This is a genomic window from Dactylosporangium sp. NPDC051541 (assembly GCF_044454505.1).
GTDB lineage: Bacteria > Actinomycetota > Actinomycetes > Mycobacteriales > Micromonosporaceae > Dactylosporangium.
In genome coordinates this window covers 1,125,433-1,142,088 of record NZ_JBITDU010000001.1, presented here as the reverse complement: position 1 = coordinate 1,142,088, position 16,656 = coordinate 1,125,433, and the positions used below count along the sequence as shown (strand labels likewise).

The following is a 16,656-nucleotide window of genomic DNA, read 5'->3' as shown; positions in this document are numbered from 1 at the left end:
AAAACAAGAGCTTGTCTCACATCAGTCAGAGTCTTAGTTTCCACTCGTGCAGCTCGTGCTCCTCCCCGTCCTCACGTCGCTTCGCGAGTTCCGTCGCGACGATGTGCATTCGCCCGTGCTCGATGAGTTCATGGGCGGCCTGGGAGTCGGCTACAGTTACGGCCCACCGTTCGGCCAGCGTCTCGTCACGTGGGCCGACCTGCAACGCATGGAGCTTCCCCGCCGCATGCTCCGCCGCCAGGCCGCGCACAACCTCGACGCGCGCCTCGGTGCCGTCGGCGTCCACGGTCAGCCACCGGCGCTCATGCTCAACTTCGAGGGCATCGCGTCCAGCCTCCTGCTCGCCGAAGGCCTGTGGGCCAGCCTCGAACGGTCCGTCCCCGGCGAGCTCGTCGTCGGCGTACCGGCCCGCGACGTCGTCATCGTCACGGGCTCCCAGTCGCCGCCGGGCCTGGCGAAGGTCCGCCGGGCCGTGGACCGCGTGTTCTTCGCCGGCGACCGGCACCTCCTGTCGCGCAAGCTCCTCGTGCGACGCCGGGGCATCTGGGAGACATACGCGCCCAACCAGTCCCGCACCCCCGAAACCGCGTTCTCCGACACCGCCCTGTTCTGACCACCGCCCACCCCAGCCCCCAAGCGGTCGCCGCGCGCAGGCCCCGCCGCCGCCCGCGCACAAGACACGGGCGCTGACGGACCAACGCTCCACCCCGCACAAAGTGGCCCCGCACGAAGCCTCCGCCGCCCAAGCACAAGGCACGGGCGCCAACGGACCAACGCTGCACACCGCACGAAATGGCCGCACACGAGCCGCCGCCGCCCACGCACAAAACGGCCGCACACGAGGACAACGCCGCCCACACACAAAGACACAGCGTCGAGGGGCCAACGCTGCACACCGCACGAAAATGGCATATCGCACATGGCTTGCATCCCTGAGCCAGCCGAGTGGGGTGTACGCCGTCCACCTGAAGCCGACGATCGTGGGCTCCGACTCCGGCTCCGGCTGCGGGTGCAGTGCGACTCCGGCTGCGGGCTCGGCCGCGACTCCAGCTCCGGCTCCACCGCGGCTGCGGCTGCGGCTGCGGCTGCGGCTGCGGCTGCGGCTGCGGCGATCGTGAGGCGGGGTCCGACATGGCGGTTAGGATTCGAGGCGTGCGGCGGGATTGGCTGCTGGCAGGGCTGTTCGCGGTTGGCGTCACCGTTGGCGGGTGGCGGGCGGGGCTGATGCAGGAGGCTCCGCGGGCCCTGGACGTGGGCGGGTACGGGCTCATGGGGGTCGCGGCGCTTTCGCTTGGGTGGCGGCGGGCGCGGCCGCTGGTGCCGCTGGTCGTGGCCGTTGGCGTCAGTTCGTTGTACCTCCTGCTCGGGTACCCCTTCGGGCCGGTGCTGTTGACCGTCGTGTGGGCGATGTTCGAGTACGCGCGGCGCAATCCGCTCCGGGAATCCGGCATCGCGCTCGGCATCGGGGCGGTCGTCAGCTCCCTGGCCGTGTTGCCGCGGCTCGGCGGGCACCTCGATCTGCTGGCCTTCGGGCTGGTGCTCTGGGGTGCCTGGTGGCTCGCGGTGCCCTGGTCGCTCGGGGCGCTGGTCTACGTCCGGCGGCTGGCGCTCGAGCGGGAGCGGCGGGAGATTGTTCGGCTGGCGCTGCTCGAGGAGCGGGTCCGGGTCTCGCGGGAAGTGCACGACGTCGCCGGGCACGGGTTCGCCGTCGTCGCCATGCAGGCCGGAGTCGCGCTTGTCCTGCTGGATGAGCAGCCGGAGCAGGCCCGGGAGGCGCTCACCGCCATCCGGGACACCAGCCGCGCGGCGCTTGATGAGCTGCGGGCCGTCATCGAGAACATCGACATACCAGCGGATATCGACGGCGCGAAACCCAGAGCCGACGCGAAACCCAGAGACGGCGTAAGGCCCAAAGACGACGCACGGCCAGGAGACGACGCACGGCCAGGAGACGACGCGAAGCACCCAGGCAGCACAGAACCCATACGCGGCACAGCACCCACACACAGCGCGAAACCCATACACAGCACGGAACCCGTACACGGTGCGAAATCCATGCACAGCGGCGGGGACATTGAGAAGCTCGTCGAGCAGGCTCAGGCCGCAGGGGTGGCGGTCACATTGGAGTACGACGGGCTTTCCGGTGCCACCGAACGGCAGCGGCGGGTCGCGTTCGAGGTGGTCCGGGAGGCGCTCACCAACGTGGTCAAGCACTCGCCGGACGCCGACGCGATCGTGTCGGTCCGGGAAGCGGGAGCGGACGTCGCGGTGCTGGTCAGCAACGGCGCCGCCCCGCGGGAGGTACGCACCGGCGGGCGGGGGATCGCGGGGATGCGGGAACGGGTCGAGGGCGCCGGCGGGGTGTTCGAGGTGCGGGATGACGACGGGTTCGCGGTGCACGCGAGGATTCCGCGGTGAGTGGGCCGATCCGGGTGGTCGTCGTCGATGATGAGGCGCTCATTCGCGGCGGGCTGCGGCTGCTCATCGCGCGGGAAGCCGACCTCGAACTGGTCGGGGAGGCCGCGGACGGGGCGGCGGCGCTGGAGTTGATCCGGGCGGCCCGGCCCGATGTCGCGCTCGTCGATCTGCGGATGCCCGAGGTGGACGGGCTGGGAGTGCTGCGCGGGCTCGATCCGGGCGTCGGCACCCGGGTCGTGGTGGTCACGACCTTCGAGAGCGACGAGAACGTGTTCGCGGCGCTGCAGGCGGGCGCGGCCGGGTTCCTACTCAAGGACGCCGACCCGGCCGAGCTGATCCGGGCGATCCGGGTGGTGGCGCGGGGTGAGGCGTTGCTGTCGCCGTCGGTGACCCGGCGGGTGATCGCACGGTTCGGACGCAGCCGGGAGCCGGTGCCGCGGATGGATCAGCTCACCGAGCGGGAGCGGGAGGTCGCGGCCTGGGTGGCGACCGGGCGCTCCAACGAGGAGATCGCGGCCGAGCTGGCGGTCAGCCCGGCCACGGTGCGGACCCACGTCGGCCGGGCGATGCTCAAGGTCAACGCCCGCGACCGGGCCCAGCTGGCCGTCATGGCGATCCGCGCCGGGCTGACGATCCCCTGACAGAAACCCAACAACACCAGAACCGAAGCGCCAGAACCAAAACGCCAGAACCGAAGCGCCAGAACCCAAAGGCCCCACAACCCAGGAGGCCCCAGAACCCCAAAGAACAGCGCCAGAGCCTACGAAGACGCGAGAGTCGTGGCCACGCGGCGGAGGATGTCGGCCACCGGCTCGCCCGTCCGGCGGGAGTGGTCGAGCAGGATCAGGGCGGCCAGGTTCGTCATGCCGGTGAAGGCGCGCCCGACGTCCGCGATGGCATCCTCGTCGCCGATCATCTGCTGGAGATACCCGCTGCGCGTCGCCCCGTCATGCGGGGCCTGGAACAGCAGCGTGAGCACGCCGATCGCATTGCGGGTGTCGTCCAGGCGGCGCTCGTCCATGCTGCCAACAGTACGGTCGGAAAATTCTTCGCGGGTGTTTGTCGAAACGCCGGACCCGTCCTCGACGCATGGGTGAAGGACCAAGACGAACCACGGATGAAGGGGTACTGCCATGTCGTTCCAGGCATACATCGACGCGCTCGAGACCAAGACCGGCCTGACCCCCCGGGCGCTGCTCGCCGAGGCGGCCGCCCGCGGGTTCGAAGGGCCGCAGGTCAAGGCGGGCGCGGTCGTCGAGTGGCTCAAGGAGGACTACGGCGTCGGGCGGGGGCACGCGATGGCGCTCGTCCATGTGATCAAGCAAGGTGCGAAGATCTCCGCCAAGCACGTCGGCACCGGCGGAGCGCACCGCGACGAGTCGGACACCCTCGATCTGGAAGGCCGGGCCGCCAGAAGTTGATCACCATCGGGCAGCTCGCCGCCTACGCCGGGGTCACGATCAAGGCGGTGCGCCACTATCACGAGCGCGGCCTGCTGGAGGAGCCCGAGCGCGACTCCTCCGGCTATCGCCGCTACGGCGCCGAGCACGCGATCGAGCTGGTGAAGATCCGGACGCTGGCCGAGGCGGGTGTACCGCTCGCCCGCATCCAGGAGCTCCTCGCAGCCGATCCGGTCGAGCTCAGCGCCGCCCTCGCCGAGATCGATCATAGCCTGCGGCGCAAGCAGGAGGAGATCCAGCAGGCGCGGGAGCGGATTGGGCGACTCGGCTCCGGTGACCGCCTGTTCGTGTCCGAAGCGGCCGCCGGGCTCCTGGAGTCGTTACTGGAATTGGGCGTCAGCGCACGGACAGTACACATGGAGCGGGACGTCTGGATCCTGCTGCAGTCCGTGGAGCCCGACGAGGCGCGTAAGTGGCTGGCCGACAAGCTGGACTCGTTCGCCGATCCGGAGTTCCGGGCCATCTACGTCGAGTATGACGCCGCCTACGTATGGCCACCCGACGACCCGCGGCTGCCCGCCTTGGCCGAGCGCACGGCGGCCTGGCTGCACAATCGCCCGGAGCCGCCGACCGCGCTCGACCCGGCGATCGCCCGCCTGGTCGCCGCGGCGGCCGGCCTCAACTCGCCGGGCTGGACCCGCCTGACGGAGCTGACCCGGCAGGCAGCAGCGCGGCTGTGAGCATCCGGGCCAGCCACGCTTCGTAATCGTCCGCGCTCCATCCGCGACCGGAGGTCGCGAGGCGGTACACCTGCGGCGAAAGTAACAGCCAGCACGCGTCGGCGGCCTGCACCGCGTCCAGCCCGGGCCGCAGATGGCCACCCTCGGCCAGGTGTCCCACGAATCGGGTCGTGCCGATGAGCCGCTCGCGGTCCGTCTCGGCCGTCAGCTCGGCGTCCAGCTGCGCGGCGATGGCCCCGACCCGCTCCGACACCCGCCGCGCGAGGTGTGCGTAGGTGGCGATCTTGCGGCCGGGGTCGGGCTCCAGCAGCAGCCGCCGCATCTCGGGCCGCTGCCCCAGCGCCACCGGCTCGTCGTCGCCGGCCAGCGTGACGTCGTAGAGCGCCTTCACCAGCGCCCGCTTGTTGCCATATACCTTGTAGATCGTCTCCTGGGAGACCCCGGCGGCCGCGGCCACGGCCCGGATCGTCAGCTCCGCGTAGCCGTCGCGCTCGAGCACCGCACGGCACGCCTCCAGGATCGCCGCGCGCCGGCGCCGAGCCTGCTCCCGGCGGCCGGCATTGTCGTACGTCCGACGCCCGTCCTCCACCGGCCCCATCCTACGATACTTTCAATACAGTAAGTCTGTATCGAAATTACCGAGGAGACCTTCGATGGATTTCTCGCACGTGTACCTGCTGGTGCTGACGGTCGCAGGCGTATACATGGCCGCCATTGCACTCATGACCACGCAGGTCAGCTACCCCCTCTACGCAGCCGTGCCGCGGGAGGCGTTCATCGGCTACCACGAGCGGTACAACCGCCGCATCAGACCGGTGATCGTCACCCCGGGCCTGCCGACGTTCGTGGCGTGCGCCGGGTTCGCGTTCCTGCGCCCCGACGCCGTCCCGGTCTGGCTGGCGCTCCTGGTGGCCGCGGGCGGCCTGGCCGCGCTGCTGGCCACGGCGACCGCGGCGATCCCGTCCCACCTGCGCCTGCGCCGCGAGGGCCTGACCGCCCGCCCGTACCGCACCCTGCGCACCGCCGACGCCATCCGCACGACCGGCTGCCTGCTCAGCGCGGCCGCCCTGATCGCGGCCCTGCTCAACGCGTTCGGCCCGCGGTGAGTGATCCACCGCGGGCCGAAGGCTGGAGGAACCTAGGAAACCGTGCAGGCGTTGCCGTTGAGCGTAAAGGCGGCCGGGAAGATGTTCGGGCCGTTGTAGTTGCCCACGAACCCGACGCTGGCCGTCGCGCCCGGGGCCAGGTTGGTGTTGAAGTCGGCCGGGGTCACGCGGACCGTCGCGCCGGTCTGGGTCCACGTGCCGTTCCAGCCGGAGCCGAGGCTCTGCCAGGGCGTCGGCCAGGTGAACGTCAGCGTCCAGTTGTTGATGGCGGCCGTGCCCGTGTTGGTGATGTCGATGTTGCCGACGTACCCGCTCCCCCAGTCGCTCGTGTCGGTGAAGTGGACACTGCACGTGCTCGTGGCCGGTGAACCGGTCAGGAACGTCAGCGGCGGCGAGGACCAGCTGGCCCGGCCCGAGCCGTCGCGGGCCACGACGTTGACGGTGTACCTCGTGCCGGGGGTCAGGTTGCCGGCCGTGAACGAGGTCGACGTGGTCTCGCCGAGCTGCTCGCTGCGGGCGCCGACCTGACGGTACACCTCATATTTGACCCCGTTTTGTGACGCCGGCCAGGTCAGCGTGGCCGTGCGGTCGGTGACCGCGGACACGGAGGGGCGGCCGGGGGCCTTCGGCGCACCCGACGTGGACGTGGCCGGGTGCAGCGTCAGTACCGTCAACGAGTAGGGAGCGAGGGTCTGCGCCGCCGCCGAGCCGGACTGGGCACTGGTGATGCCCGCGGCGCCGTTGAGGAACGTCTCCACCACCGGGGCCGTGGCGCTGGGGGTGTACCCCTCATAGGCGATCTTCACCGAGTGGCTCGCCGCCGGGTCCGCGTTGAGCAGCAGCACGGTCAGGTCGCCGTTGGCCCGGCGCGCGGCGTGCGCGGTGACCAGCGCGTTGTCGGTGCCGGCCCGGATCAGCTGGTCGCCGGGGCGGATGAAGGAGTGCATGAGCTTGAGCGCGTAGTACGGCGCGAACGGCGTGTTCAGCGGCGGCTCGCAGACGGTGCCGTCCGTGTTGCAGTTGCCGCTGGACAGCATGCCGAAGTCGTTGTAATCGGTCTGGCCGCCGATCGTGGAGACGTTGCCCATGCCGTTGTGCACGTTCCACCAGTCGACGGTGAAGACGCCGTTCTCGATCATCTTGCTGTAGGTCTCGGCCAGGAACAGGGCGCCCGGCTGGGTGTTCTGCCCGACTCCCACATTCAGCTCGGTGAGGCTGATGCCGATACGGGAGGAGCCGGCCCCCGCGTACTTCGCGATCTGATCTTTGACGACGTACATGATGTCGTCGATCTGGGCCGGCTTCGTGAGCGAGTCGGCCTCACTGCCGCCGCCCGGGTACCAGTGCAGGTCGACGAAGTCGATGGACGGCCCGGCGATGGAGAGCACGACCTGGTTCCAGGTGCCGGCGTCGCCCGCCCCGACCAGTCCGTCCGGCCAGTTCGCCGGCGTGGTGAGGACGGCACCGATCTTGATGTTCGGGTCGACCGCCTTCATCGCCTGTGCGTACGCGACGACCTCCTGCGCGTACTGCTTCGGGCTCTTGTCGGCGTGGTCGTCGGCCTCCCACGCGGTGCCGTAGTGGCCGTTGCCGTAGTTCTCGTTGCCGATGGTCCACCAGTTCGCGTGGTAGCCCTTGGTGATGTTCGCGTACCGCACCCACTCCGCCGCCTCCTGCGCGGTCCCGGTGCCGTAGTTCGCGATGATCATCGGCTGGGCACCGACCCGCTGGGCGCCGGCCATGAAGGTGTCGAAGTCCGTGTTCGGCGCGACGTACCCGCCGGGCGCGGTGTGCGTCTGCCAGTGATAGATGTCGGCGTAGGAGCCGCCGGGGTACCGCAGCATCCCGACGCCGGCCGCGCCGAGCAGGTCGGACACGGCGTTGGTGCCGAGCTGCGAGTCCCAGATGGCGTGGTTGACGCCGAGCGCGGTGTCGGCGACGGTGGCCAGCCCGGCGCGCGTGTTGACGGTGACATTGGTGGGGGCGGGATCGGCGTACGCACTGGACAGCGGCAGGCTGCCGAGCGCACCGGCCGCGACGAACAGCGCGAGCGCACCGGCGGCGCGGCGCACTGAACCCTGGGGCATGGCGGCGGACCTCTCGTTCAGGGTGTGAAACGCTTCGATCGGCAAGTTCGTCCGATCAACCCCGCCGAGCAAGCCACCGCCCGTCTCGCCCCGTTTTGTCAACCCCGCCGCGACGAACCTTTCACACTCGAGTTGCGGGTCTGGCGGAAAGCTGCGTGGACAACTACCATGTCGCGTGAGACCGGCATCTTCCCCCGTGGATGCCGGTCTCCATATTTTCAGCGCGGCCCGAGCGTCCCCGACAGCTTGCTGAGCCGGCCCAGATCGTCGAAGTCGATCCGCAGCGTGGCGCCGGACGGGTCCCGCGCGACGATCGCGGCCGGGGTCTCGTCGAGCGTCCAGCCCTGCTGCCCCAGGAACGAGCGGGTCATCGTGCGGTGGTCGACCGGGAACGCCGCAATGATCTGCTGCAGGACGGTCAGCGCGCGCTCGGGGCGGACCGGGGCCGTCACCTCCGGCGGGGTGCCCTCCAGGTGGAAGAAGACCGCGCCGCCGTCGTACGGGCCGCGGTAATACGGCCGGCCGGTCAGGCTCGACGCCACCAGGGCCAGGCGGTGGCCGTCGGCGCGGGCCAGCGGGAAGCCGGGCGTCGTGAACTCGGCGACGCCCTCGCGCTGGCCGAAGTCGCGCAGCCAGGTGGCGAGGTTGAGCAGCGCCGGCGGCAGGTTGCCGGCCTCGTTCGCCCACGCCCACAGCCAGCTCCGCTCGCCCTGACTCTCGCTGCCGAGCAGCTGCACGCCGTAGCGCAGATCGCCGCCGAACGTCGCCTGGCCCGCCGTCAGGTCCAGCTGCCAGTCGCGCTCGCCGAGGACGTCGGCCAGGGCCAGCTGCCGGGCCATCCCGGTCGCGACGTGCTGAGCGAAGAGCTCGTCGAAGGTCATAAGACAGTGTGCCGAAGCGGGCTACCGCGGCGTCCGCGGTGGTCCGGACCGTAACTCCCGTGGCCTCACCGCCCGGGGGCGGTAACGGTTTTTTTTCAAACCGGCCGCCCTTGCGGGCGGCTCTGCGCCGCCGCGCGGCTTCGCAGGTCAGGACGGTTCGCTTAGCAGATCATCCGAGGTCGCGCGACCCTGTCCACAAGCACTGGGTTATCCACAGATTCGGCCCTTCCCGGCCGCGGCCCGGCCTCGATCCGGCGCACGCTTCCTCCCGAACGCACGAGTGCAAACGTGGAAGGAGATCGACCATGTTCGAGACCAAGGTCACGATCATCGGCAACGTGCTCAACGCCCCGGACTGCCGGCGCGTCGTGGAGACCCAGACGCTGGTGACATCGTTCAAGGTGGCGTCGACGTCACGCCGCTACGACCGATCCGACGCCAACTGGGTCGACGGCGACAGCCTGCGGCTGCGGGTGAACTGCTGGCGCGCGCTCGCCGAGAACGTCGCCCGCAGCATCCAGGTCGGCGACCCGGTCATCGTCACCGGCCGCCTGTACAGCCGCGACTGGGAGACCGACGACCACGTCCGCCGGGTCAGCTACGAGCTCGACGCCCACGCGGTGGGCCACGACCTGTCCCGCGGCCGCGCCAAGTTCGCCCGCGTCCGCCCGCACACCGCGACCAGCGCCATCGACGACGAACTCGCCGAAATCAACATCATCGACGCCGAGACGGTCCCCGCCGACGAGATCAACAGCCTCCCCCGCCGCCAGTCCTACGACCAGGAACTGGGCGGCGTGGTCACGCTGGTCGACGACGGAGACCCCTTCGCCGAGGACCTCCTGGCCGCCCTGGACACCGAGGAGCTGAAGACCGCCTTCGACTCCGCCACGGCCGTCGCAGTGGAAGCCGACCCCGACCCCGACCTCGAGGAGGCGCTCGAGGCCTTGGACGACGACGACGAGGAACAGGAGCCCGCAGCCGCCCAGGCCAAGCCCGACGAACTGGCCGACCGACGAGCCAGACGCCGCCCCCGCAACCGAATCCCGGCCAGCGTCTGACCGGACCGGCGGCGGGCCAGGGACAAGGATTTCCCCGATCCACTCCCCCGCCCGCCGCCAACCCGGTTGCCCAGCTACCGGCAGCATGCTGTTCTTAGGCAGGTCTTCAAGCAAGGCTGCGCGAGATGCAGGTAGCCTGTGCGACGACATGCGCTCGTAGCTCAGTGGATAGAGCAGGGGACTTCTAATCCCAAGGTCGTAGGTTCGAGTCCTACCGGGCGCACTGGATTCACTCCGCGCAAGCGCGGGGCGGGGGTTCCCACCCGCACCCCCATGCCTCGCTTCGCTTCGGCACTGGCCTGCTTCCGCGGCCAGCTCACCGCCGGCCTCCGACCCGCTGTGCGTCATCGCCGCGGGCGCTGGACCGCACCGACACGAGACCCTTCGCGGAAGCGGACCGCACCCCTCCCTCGGTGCCGATCGCCGCCACCAAAAGTCTCTCACCGAGGTACGACACTTTCCGATCCTCGGGTAACCATCCGCATCTCGCTCGACTCCGACGGACGAGTCGTCGAAGCCTCCGACGCTGACCACCGAGCAGATCGGGCCGAGCTTCACTTCGTCGCACCACGCAAACCACGGCCATGAAAGTCAGGGAGACGAGCGCCGCCAAGGGTTCCGCTCGGCGGTTCTGCCTGCGGTCGGCACCTCCGGCGCGGTCGCGAGCGTAGCTTTTATGTTACGCTCATTGCGGCGACGCCGGAGGGGGACGCATGGACAGCACCGCGCCGAGCGCTTTCTGGGACGACCTGGCCGACGACCTCACCGATACCGAGTTCCTGCGTCACTACATCGTCGAGACCATGCGGATCACCACCGTTGACCATGTGGTCAATGCCCTCGATGATGCGCGGATGGTCGCGGGGCTCAGCAAGGCCGAGGTGGCGCGGGCCATTGCCGCGCAGCCGTCGGTCGTGCGGCGGCTCTTCGCGGAGGGGCACAGCAACCCGACGCTGGGCACCCTGGCCGCCGTCGCCGCCGTCCTCGGCATGCGCGTCACGCTCGAACCGCTGCCGCCCGCCGTCGTGGACTGCGTGACCGCACCCCTGCTGGCGGGTGAGGCAGTGGACGCGCAGGCAACGGCCGCGTGCCTGCTGGAGCTGCGGCACACGCACTCCGACCGTTCGACGACCGCGGCCTGAGCGGGCGGCGGTCGGTTACATCAGCGAGCGCGGATTCCTCGCCCGATACTCGGCGCCGAGAACGCGCACGGCCGCATAGTCCGCGTCGGACAGTGCGGTCCGAAACGGTTTGCTCAGGCCGGCCACCACGACCAGGAGCGGCTTGTCCCGCCCGGCCGCCTCGTAGTCCAGCAGGCAGAACAGCCGGTAATGGTGACGGTCGGGTCCGTTGACGCGCACCTCGAACCATCCGGTCATCATCCCGTGCATCGCCTCCCAGTACCCGCCGCCGGCGAACCGCTTCGGAGGCGCGGCGGCGACCGCCACGAGGACGGCCCTCATGGTGGCTCTGACCTTGGGCGGGCAGGCGTTCAGGAACACGCGCCCCGGTGCGAGCTCATCAGCGTCATCGCCGCGGTGCCGCCGGAAGAACGCAATATCGTGGGCGTCATCAGAGGAAGGTCCGGTCCTCGCCTCGGCGGGCCGGGCGCGGGTGCGGCCGGACGCGCGATTGCGGGCTGGTCGCCGGTCAGGTGACATGACGCCACCGACCATACGGCGCGGAGGCGACCGCCGTTGTCCCCTTCGACACCGCCTGGACATGACCCCGCCGGGGATAGCGGTGCCATCATGAGCGGTGTGAATAGATGGTGGTACGTGGTTGCTGCCCTGTTCCTCATCAGCATCGTGTTCATGCTGCTCGCCGGGGTGCGGGTGGTCCGGGCGAATCCGTCCGTGCGGGTGCCGCTGTTCGGGCGGGCGCCGAGCTTGCCGGTCCGGGCCGCGTGGCTGCGGGCCGGGGCGGTCGGGGCGGCTGTGCTCGGGGTGGTGTTCTTCGGGGACGCCATGCGGAAGGTCCGGCCCGGCGACGAGTTCGCCGTCGTGTGGTGCCTGCCGCTGGTGGCCTTCGTGCTGACGGTCGGGCTGATGCCGTACCTCCGGCACAACCGGCGGGTTCGGCGTCAGGCGGTTCAGGTCCGGTAGCGGGAACCGTGGACCCGGGTCGCGGGTGATAGTTGGTATGAGCCGATCGTCGCCCGCGCAGGACGCTGTCGCCGCGCTCTACGCCGTCTGTTACGCGCGGGTCGTCGGCGTTGTCGCGCTCGTCGCCGGGAGCCGGGCGGACGCCGAGGAGTGTGTGCAGGAAGCGTTCGTGCGGCTGCTCTCGCGGTGGGGGCACGTTTCGCGGCTGGAGTCGCCGGAGGCCTGGGTCTGTACGGTCGCGGTCCGGCTCGCCGCCAATCGGCGGCGGAAGGCTCGCAATGCGGTGCGGGCGCTGCTGCGGCTCAAGGTCGAGGTTGCGTCGGCGCGCGCGTCGGGGCCCGGTGACGAGCGGATGGACGTGATGCGGGCGCTGCGGCGGCTGCCGGTCGGGCAGCGGCAGGTCGTCGTCATGCATCACCTGCTCGGGTTCGGCGTCGACGAGGTCGCCGTGGCGCTGAATATCGCGCCGGGGACCGTGAAGTCGCGGCTGAGCCGGGGGCGGGCCGGGCTGGCCGGGCTGCTGCGGGAGGAGGTGCCGCATGTCTGAGATCACCGAACTGCTGGCGGCCGAGGCGATGCGGCAGCAGCCCACCCGGCAGCCGCCGTTCGCCGAGCTGGTCCGGCGCCGCGGCCGGAGGCGGCGGTGGCGGACCGGCTGGCGGGTGTCCGCGGTCGCCGGGCTGGTCGTCCTGGGCGGGTTCACCGCCCGGGTCGTGACCGGGCCGCCCGGTGAGGCCGTGGTCACCGGATCGATGGTGTGGTTCGCCCGGATACCCCAGCCCGCCGAGACCGGCCCGCCGCGGATGCGGCCGTTCGGCACGGCCGGGGTGGTACGGCTCCAGGCCGCTGACGGCCGGCTGCTGGTCGTGAAGACGGACGACGACGGGCGGTTCAGCCTCACGGTTCCGCCCGGCGAGTACACCGTCCTCGGGTGGCCGGACTCCTTCGGCGCGAGCAGCCCGCCCGATCCTCAGCATGATCCGTCGTGGGGCGTGGCGGCGGCCGTGGCCGCGGGTTCCGCGCCGGGCAGCACCGCGCCCTGCCGTGCGGACGCGCCGGTCGTGGTGCCGGCCGGCGGCCGCGCGGGCGTCGACGTGATCTGCCATGGCTAGCGCCTGTCCGGCCAATCATTGCCGGTCGGCGCCCGGGCCATGGCCTAAGGCTGGTGGCGCAGGAGGGACTCGGCCTCCTTCGTCATGCGGGCGATGACCTCCGCGGCCGGGAGGAGTTCGGTTACGAGGCCCACGCCCTGGCCGGACAGGAGTGCCATCTCCTCCAGGTCGCCGGTGGTGGCGTCGCGCATCGGGACCAGGTTGGAGAAGCGGTGCATCGGGACCCGTTCGCCGCCCAGGACGGTTTCGCCGATCAGTGGTAGCGGGGAGTCCGGGATGTCGGTGGTGCGGCCGGCCCATTCGCGGACCACGCGGTTGCGCAGCACGCGCATCGGGTTGAACTGTGGGGTTTCCGGGCCGAACAGGCTGGTGCGCACCGTCTCCTCCGCCCCGGCGGCCAGCAGGCGGTCCTTGTAGCCCGGGTGGGCCGCCGACTCCTCGGTCGCGACCAGGCGGGTGCCGACCCAGCCACCGTCGGCGCCCAGCATCAGCGCGGCGGCCAGGCCGCGGCCGTCGGCAATGCCACCGGCGGCCAGGATCAGGGCCCGGTCGCCCACGGCGTCGGCGACCAGCGGGAGCAGGGCGAAGAGGGGCAGGGTGGCGAAGTTGTGGCCGCCGGCCTCCTGGCCCTGCGCGACGACGACGTCGACGCCGGCGTCGGCTGCCTCGACGGCGGCCGCGACCGAGCCGACCTGCTCGAAGACCTTGACGCCGGCGGCGTGCAGGCGGTCGATCCAGCGCTGCGGCGGGTGGCCCCAGTGGAAGGAGGCGACGGCGACACCGGCGGCGCAGGCGGCGTCGATCTGGTCGTCGGTGGTGAAGATGGTGATGAAGTTGACGTTGAACGGGCCGTCGGTGCCGGCCCGGACCGCGGCGATCGTCTGGGTCAGGGCGGGGGCCGGCATCAGGCCGACACCCAGGGAGCCCAGGGCGCCCGCGTTGCTGACGGCCACGGCGAGGTCCGGGGTCATGCCCACGAACGCCATCCCGGCCTGGGCGATCGGCGTGGCCAGTCCGAACGCTTCGGTGAATCGTGTCCTCATGCGTCCACCGTGTCGGAAGGACGTCGCAACCATGTTGCCCCCGGTGCAGGGCGGCGTTGCATTGCGTGCAGAGGCAAGTACCCGACAGGAGGGGGCCGATGCACCGGCCCGAAACCAACCAGCCGCACCGGCCCGCGGAAACCCGAACGCACCGGCCGGCGGACAACCGGACGCACCGGCCGGCGGACAACCGAACGCACTGGTCCACGAGGGACGAAGCGCCGACCGAGCAGTTCGCCTACTGGCGGGAGCTCATCTGCACCGCGTTCCTGGCCCTCACCCCGGAGTCGGACCTCCGGAGCCGGTTCGCCGGGGACGTGACCCAGTGGCCGCTCGGCCAGTTGGCGCTGGCCCGGATCGCGTCGCAGCGGCAGACGGTGCGGCGGACCGAAGACGACATCGCGCGCACGCCGGTGCACGGGTACTACGCCAATTTGCAGGTGCGCGGGACCAGCATCATGGCGCAGGGCGGCCGCAGCACCCTCCTGCACCCCGGCGAGCTGGGGCTGGTCGACACCACGCGGCCGTTCCGCTTCGAGTTCGGGTCCGACTTCGAGCAGCTCTCGTTCTTCATCCCCGGCACCCTGCTGCCGGGCCCGGTCCCGACGGCGGCCGCCGTGCCGACCCGCGCCGGGGTGGGTGCGGCGGTGCGACTGGCGCTCGAGTCCGTGCCGGGCGTGCGGGGGCCCGAGCGGCTGGCGGTGCACGCGGCCGGAATGCTCGCGGTGGCCCTCGACCCGACGCTGCTGCGGCCGGACACGACCAGGAAGGCGCCCCGGACCTACGCCGCGGCCCTGGCCGACATCGAGGAGCACCTCGGCGACGACGACCTGAGCCCGGCCGCGACCGCCCACCGCCTCGGCGTGTCGGTCCGGTTCGTGCACGCGCTGTTCGCGAACGCCGGGGGAGGCGGGAACGAGCAGGCGTCCTACACGAGCACGGTCAGGCGGCTGCGGCTGGAGAAGGCGGCCCGGGACCTGCGCGATCCGACCCTGTCGCACCTGCGGGTCATCGACATCGCGACCGAGGCCGGCTTCCTCAACGTGGCCAGCTTCCACCGCGCGTTCCGCCAGGCCTACGGCACCACCCCGACCCAGGTCCGAACACATTTGTAGATATCTATACAACCGACGGCCATCGCCCGTTCATCGACGGCGCCGAAGGTGAGCCCAATGAACAGGCTCAGCCGCCGCACCTTCGTCCTCGGTGGGCTCGCCGCCGCCGGGACCGCCGTCGCCCCGCTGCGGGCGAGCGCCGCCGTACCGTACCCGTTCCAGCTCGGCGTCGCCTCCGGCGAGCCCGACGCGACGAGCGTCGTGCTGTGGACCCGCCTCGCCCCGTCCCCGCTCAACGCCGACGGCCAGGGCGGGATGGCCGACGCCGACGTCACCGTCGACTGGCAGGTGTCCGCCACGAGCACGTTCGCGACACTTGTCGCGTCGGGCACGTTCACCGCCCGCTACGCCGCCGCCCACTCGGTGCACGTCGTCGCCCAGAACCTGAGTCCGGACGCGGAGTACTACTACCGGTTTCGCGCACAGGGCTACATCTCGCCGGTCGGGCGGACCCGCACCGCGCCGGCCGTGAACACGCTCGGACGCGATTTCGTGATGGCGTTCGCCTCCTGCGCGCACTACGAGTCCGGGTACTACACCGCCTACCGCCGCATCGCCGACGACCGCCCGGACCTCATCCTGCACCTGGGCGACTACATCTACGAGGACGCCGCCACCGCCGGCTCGCTCCGCCAGCACGCGGGCGCCGAGATCGTCTCGCTGGCGGACTACCGTCGCCGCTACGCGCAGTACAAGTCGGACCCGGATCTTCAGGCCGCCCACGCCGTCGCGCCCTGGCTGGTGGTGCCGGACGACCATGAGGTCGAGAACAACTACGCGAACATGGTGCGCGCGGACAGCAGCCCGGCCCTGACGACCGCGCAGTGGACGGCCCGGCGCACCGCGGCCTACCAGGCGTACTACGAGAACATGCCGCTGCGGCCGGCCAACGCGAACAGCGGCAACAGCATCCCGCTGTACCGCCGCGTCCGCTGGGGGCAGCTGGCCGTGTTCCACATGCTCGATACCCGGCAGTTCCGCAACGACCAGGCCTGCGGTGACGGGTGGAAGGCCTGCGCGGACGCGGACCTGGCCGGCCGGAGCCTGCCCGGCACGGCGCAGGAGGCGTGGCTGCTCGACGGGCTCGGCCAGCACCTGGCCAACTGGGACATCATCGGCCAGCAGGTGTTCTTCGCCCGGCAGTTCGACGCGTCCGGGGCGAGCAACATGGACGCCTGGGACGGCTACCGCGCGTCCAGAGCGCGCATCCAGCAGGGCTGGGTCGACCGCGGCGTGCGCAACCCGCTCATCCTCACCGGCGACGTGCACGCCTCGTGGGCCAACAACCTCAAGGCCGACTACGCGAATGCGAGCAGCGCGGTGATCGGCACGGAGCTGGTCTGCACATCCATCACTTCGGGCGGCAACGGTACCGCCGACACGGCCATTCCCAACGCGGCGACCAACCCGCATCTCAAGTTCTACTCCAACCGCCGCGGCTATGTCCGGACGAAGATCACGCAGGCCCAGGTGACCGCCGACTTCCGCGGCGTGCCGACGGTGACCGAGCACGGAGCGGCCGCCGCGACGCTCAAGTCGTTCGCGATTCTCGATGGCCGTCCCGGCCTCCAGGCGCTGTAAAGGACAC

At 70.9% G+C, this 16,656-nt stretch carries 19 protein-coding genes and 1 tRNA gene; 14 read left to right on the top strand and 6 right to left on the bottom strand.

Annotated features, from left to right (window positions below; all coding sequences use genetic code 11):
• The first annotated feature begins 46 nt into the window (after positions 1–46).
• The 3 genes from ACIA8L_RS05225 (at position 47) to ACIA8L_RS05215 (ending at position 3,059) form a co-directional block, all read left to right on the top strand.
• The gene (locus ACIA8L_RS05225; RefSeq protein WP_395900588.1) at positions 47–613 is read left to right on the top strand and encodes a hypothetical protein; all 567 of its coding nucleotides are present in this window, start codon (positions 47–49) and stop codon (positions 611–613) included.
• 539 nt (positions 614–1,152) lie between these two features.
• The gene (locus ACIA8L_RS05220; RefSeq protein WP_395900586.1) at positions 1,153–2,418 is read left to right on the top strand and encodes a histidine kinase; all 1,266 of its coding nucleotides are present in this window, start codon (positions 1,153–1,155) and stop codon (positions 2,416–2,418) included.
• Complete coding sequence (locus ACIA8L_RS05215) at positions 2,415–3,059, top strand: response regulator (RefSeq protein WP_395900584.1); 645 nt, start codon at positions 2,415–2,417, stop codon at positions 3,057–3,059. Before ACIA8L_RS05220 ends, ACIA8L_RS05215 begins: the two co-directional genes overlap by 4 nt.
• A gap of 119 nt (positions 3,060–3,178) precedes the next feature.
• On the opposite strand, the gene ACIA8L_RS05210 is transcribed toward ACIA8L_RS05215, so the two are convergent.
• Positions 3,179–3,439 carry a hypothetical protein gene (locus ACIA8L_RS05210; protein WP_395900582.1) on the bottom strand — a complete coding sequence of 87 codons (261 nt, stop codon included), beginning with the start codon at positions 3,437–3,439 and terminating at the stop codon, positions 3,179–3,181.
• Between the two features lie 112 nt (positions 3,440–3,551).
• Here ACIA8L_RS05210 and ACIA8L_RS05205 point away from each other — a divergent pair, with 112 nt between their 5' ends.
• Together ACIA8L_RS05205 and ACIA8L_RS05200 are read left to right on the top strand one after the other, a co-directional pair.
• Positions 3,552–3,839, top strand: a complete 288-nt coding sequence (locus ACIA8L_RS05205; RefSeq protein ID WP_395900580.1) for a DUF4287 domain-containing protein — start codon at positions 3,552–3,554, stop codon at positions 3,837–3,839.
• Positions 3,836–4,558: a MerR family transcriptional regulator gene (locus ACIA8L_RS05200; RefSeq protein WP_395900578.1), complete on the top strand. Its 723-nt coding sequence runs from the start codon at positions 3,836–3,838 to the stop codon at positions 4,556–4,558. The genes ACIA8L_RS05205 and ACIA8L_RS05200 overlap by 4 nt, the downstream gene beginning before the upstream one ends.
• On the opposite strand, the gene ACIA8L_RS05195 is transcribed toward ACIA8L_RS05200, so the two are convergent.
• On the bottom strand, positions 4,497–5,147 hold the full coding sequence (locus ACIA8L_RS05195; RefSeq protein ID WP_395900576.1) for a TetR/AcrR family transcriptional regulator: 651 nt from the start codon (positions 5,145–5,147) through the stop codon (positions 4,497–4,499). The genes ACIA8L_RS05200 and ACIA8L_RS05195 overlap by 62 nt on opposite strands.
• 64 nt (positions 5,148–5,211) lie before the next feature.
• Here ACIA8L_RS05195 and ACIA8L_RS05190 point away from each other — a divergent pair, with 64 nt between their 5' ends.
• Positions 5,212–5,664 carry a hypothetical protein gene (locus ACIA8L_RS05190; RefSeq protein WP_395900574.1) on the top strand — a complete coding sequence of 151 codons (453 nt, stop codon included), beginning with the start codon at positions 5,212–5,214 and terminating at the stop codon, positions 5,662–5,664.
• Between the two features lie 32 nt (positions 5,665–5,696).
• Here ACIA8L_RS05190 and ACIA8L_RS05185 read toward each other — a convergent pair whose 3' ends face one another.
• Both ACIA8L_RS05185 and ACIA8L_RS05180 read right to left on the bottom strand, forming a co-directional pair.
• On the bottom strand, positions 5,697–7,751 hold the full coding sequence (locus ACIA8L_RS05185; protein ID WP_395900572.1) for a cellulose binding domain-containing protein: 2,055 nt from the start codon (positions 7,749–7,751) through the stop codon (positions 5,697–5,699).
• A gap of 218 nt (positions 7,752–7,969) precedes the next feature.
• On the bottom strand, positions 7,970–8,632 hold the full coding sequence (locus ACIA8L_RS05180; RefSeq protein WP_395900570.1) for a DUF6882 domain-containing protein: 663 nt from the start codon (positions 8,630–8,632) through the stop codon (positions 7,970–7,972).
• Positions 8,633–8,937: 305 nt separating this feature from the next.
• Between ACIA8L_RS05180 and ACIA8L_RS05175 the strand changes: the two genes are divergently transcribed.
• The 3 genes from ACIA8L_RS05175 (at position 8,938) to ACIA8L_RS05165 (ending at position 10,835) form a co-directional block, all read left to right on the top strand.
• Complete coding sequence (locus tag ACIA8L_RS05175; RefSeq protein WP_395900568.1) at positions 8,938–9,693, top strand: single-stranded DNA-binding protein; 756 nt, start codon at positions 8,938–8,940, stop codon at positions 9,691–9,693.
• 150 nt (positions 9,694–9,843) lie between these two features.
• Positions 9,844–9,916: transfer RNA gene (locus tag ACIA8L_RS05170), tRNA-Arg, on the top strand.
• Positions 9,917–10,406: 490 nt separating this feature from the next.
• Positions 10,407–10,835 (top strand): multiprotein-bridging factor 1 family protein, encoded by a 429-nt coding sequence (locus ACIA8L_RS05165; RefSeq protein WP_395900566.1) that lies wholly within the window; start codon positions 10,407–10,409, stop codon positions 10,833–10,835.
• A gap of 15 nt (positions 10,836–10,850) precedes the next feature.
• Here the strand turns inward: ACIA8L_RS05165 and ACIA8L_RS05160 are convergent, their stop codons facing one another.
• On the bottom strand, positions 10,851–11,156 hold the full coding sequence (locus ACIA8L_RS05160; protein ID WP_395900564.1) for a hypothetical protein: 306 nt from the start codon (positions 11,154–11,156) through the stop codon (positions 10,851–10,853).
• A 297-nt stretch (positions 11,157–11,453) separates the two neighbouring features.
• Between ACIA8L_RS05160 and ACIA8L_RS05155 the strand changes: the two genes are divergently transcribed.
• The 3 genes from ACIA8L_RS05155 to ACIA8L_RS05145 are packed head-to-tail and all read left to right on the top strand — an operon-like array spanning position 11,454 to position 12,910.
• Entirely contained in the window at positions 11,454–11,798 is a 345-nt protein-coding gene (locus ACIA8L_RS05155; RefSeq protein ID WP_395900562.1) for a hypothetical protein, read from the top strand.
• Positions 11,799–11,835: 37 nt separating this feature from the next.
• The gene (locus ACIA8L_RS05150; protein ID WP_395900560.1) at positions 11,836–12,345 is read left to right on the top strand and encodes an RNA polymerase sigma factor; all 510 of its coding nucleotides are present in this window, start codon (positions 11,836–11,838) and stop codon (positions 12,343–12,345) included.
• Positions 12,338–12,910: a hypothetical protein gene (locus ACIA8L_RS05145; RefSeq protein WP_395900558.1), complete on the top strand. Its 573-nt coding sequence runs from the start codon at positions 12,338–12,340 to the stop codon at positions 12,908–12,910. The genes ACIA8L_RS05150 and ACIA8L_RS05145 overlap by 8 nt, the downstream gene beginning before the upstream one ends.
• Positions 12,911–12,954: 44 nt before the next feature.
• Here the strand turns inward: ACIA8L_RS05145 and ACIA8L_RS05140 are convergent, their stop codons facing one another.
• Entirely contained in the window at positions 12,955–13,953 is a 999-nt protein-coding gene (locus tag ACIA8L_RS05140; RefSeq protein WP_395900556.1) for an NAD(P)H-dependent flavin oxidoreductase, read from the bottom strand.
• A 98-nt stretch (positions 13,954–14,051) separates the two neighbouring features.
• Here ACIA8L_RS05140 and ACIA8L_RS05135 point away from each other — a divergent pair, with 98 nt between their 5' ends.
• A complete protein-coding gene (locus ACIA8L_RS05135; protein WP_395900554.1) occupies positions 14,052–15,068 on the top strand; it encodes a helix-turn-helix domain-containing protein in 1,017 nt (338 codons plus the stop codon).
• 57 nt (positions 15,069–15,125) lie between these two features.
• On the top strand, positions 15,126–16,649 hold the full coding sequence (locus tag ACIA8L_RS05130) for an alkaline phosphatase D family protein (RefSeq protein ID WP_395900552.1): 1,524 nt from the start codon (positions 15,126–15,128) through the stop codon (positions 16,647–16,649).
• Positions 16,650–16,656: the final 7 nt, after the last annotated feature.